Annotated in this window: 1 pseudogene; it reads right to left on the bottom strand. The window is 63.4% G+C overall.

Annotation, left to right across the window (positions count from 1 at the left end):
• A pseudogene (locus RM572_RS28690) lies at window positions 1–556 on the bottom strand (hypothetical protein); the annotation flags it as partial.
• Window positions 557–644 lie beyond the last annotated feature (88 nt).

Raw genomic sequence — 644 nt, forward strand, 5'->3', positions numbered from 1 at the left:
GGCCGTAGCCGACCTCGATCCAGGTGTCCTTGCTGTGATGGCATGACACGTCGACGGATTCGATGGTGGTGACGTTCTCGATCTCGGCGACGTCGGCCGAGCACACCACGCCAAGGATCTGGTTCACGCCGGGGGTCATGCCGGTGCCGTAGAACGTCGAGGAGCCCTTCGCGCACGCCTCGGCCAGCAACCGGGACACCGGCTTGCCGGAGGGATGCGGGTGGTTGGTGTCGCGGTGCCAGCCGGTGATCCAGTCCGCGGTGGTGACGATGTTGATGCCGGCCTCAAGGACTTTCACGTAGAGGTCCTCATCCGGAAAGACACCGTGGAACGTCAATACGTCAGGCTTGGCCGCGATGATCTCCTCGATCGAACCCGTCGCCGTCACCCCGATCGGATCGATGCCGGCGATCTCGCCTGCGTCTCGGCCGACCTTTTCCGGTGTGTAGCAGTGCAATCCGATGAGTTCGAGGTCGGGCCGCTTGCCGATGCGTTTGATCATCTCGGTGCCGACGTTGCCGGTCGCCACCTGGAATACGCGGATCTTCTCGGTCATATGAGATCGGCCTTTCGCCCTGATGTTGGATTGGCGGCTCCGCCACCGGAAGCCAGATCTGCGGCGCTACCGCCCAGACCGTCTGGAT

The sequence above is a fragment of the Streptomyces hazeniae genome (assembly GCF_031845485.1).
Classification (GTDB): Bacteria; Actinomycetota; Actinomycetes; order Streptomycetales; family Streptomycetaceae; genus Streptomyces; species Streptomyces hazeniae.